At 49.3% G+C, this 1,116-nt stretch carries 1 protein-coding gene; it reads right to left on the minus strand.

The annotated features are described in order from the left end of the window. On the minus strand, positions 1 to 1,116 hold a 1,116-nt coding region (locus tag CLOSYM_RS01070; RefSeq protein ID WP_044902028.1), incomplete at both ends, for a DDE-type integrase/transposase/recombinase.

The following is a 1,116-nucleotide window of genomic DNA, read 5'->3' on the forward strand; positions in this document are numbered from 1 at the left end:
TACGGTTCAGCCGTTCAATCATCTGTTTGAATGGCCGGTGTTCTCTGGAAACAGCATCGTCGTTGGTAAGTCCAATGACCTGGGTGATCTGTAACGTAAAGTCCTTTCCAAACTTTTTTGCGAATTCCATGGCGGCCAGAGGGTAAGCGCTGTAGCCGTCAGCGATGAATTTAAAGTTTTCCGGCAGTTTAGTAAGACCCTGGAAAGCCATCCGCATGGCAAGGATGCAGGGGCCGACGCCCCGGTTATCGGAAACCTGATAGCCGATGATGGAACGGGTTGCCGCGTTCATAATAAGCCAGATATAGGTTTTGATGCCGCGGATTTTGATGTAAGTCTCATCGGCGGTGAACGCATCCCCTTTTTCGTAGGGATACAGATCAACAAAGGGCTTGATACAGATGGCGGCAGTTTTGCAGTAGTTTGCGATCTGCTGGTGTGAGATGCTGATGTTATACAGGTCTTTAAGGGCCTGTGAGGTCTTACGCAGGGAAAGACCGAGGTTGACATGGAGTGTCAGGCACAGGGACATGACCTGGGCATTGTGCTTACTGAATTTCAGGGAGGAAGCGTTCTTTGGCAGGGTGTTTAAATCCATGCTGAAAAAATCTATCGAGAATTCGCGGTAGATGTAGTGGAGTTTATATTTATTTTTGCCGTAAACCTCTTTGAGGTCTTCTTTATCTACCTTTTTCAGGTTATGAAGGTAGTAGGGGCATTTGGGGTTGACGCACTTGTGGATGATGAAGTGCTTGCGGTCTTTCTTGGGGACTAGGGTATTCCCACAGTGGGGGCATCGCAGTTTCACCGGGGAGAAGCGGCTTTCATCGGTAGAGAACCTGGCATCACAGACCTTGCAGAGAAGCTGGCCCTTCGAGCCATTATTCTTGTAGAGGAAGGGTTTTGGGGCACTGCAGCGCGGGCAGGTGCAGGTATCAGGGATATCGCACTCGGAACGGCGGCTGACAGGGCGGATTTTCTTACCGTAACGCGTTTCAAAGTAAGGGATGAGTTCTTTATAGGTCCAGTCCTGCCGGAAGTCCGTGATGAGAGGAAGCTCATCAATTTTGAACTTCTGATATTTGGGAGAATGGGAATCATCAAAAGCCCACTGCT

Source organism: [Clostridium] symbiosum ATCC 14940 (assembly GCF_000466485.1).
Classification (GTDB): domain Bacteria; phylum Bacillota; class Clostridia; order Lachnospirales; family Lachnospiraceae; genus Otoolea; species Otoolea symbiosa.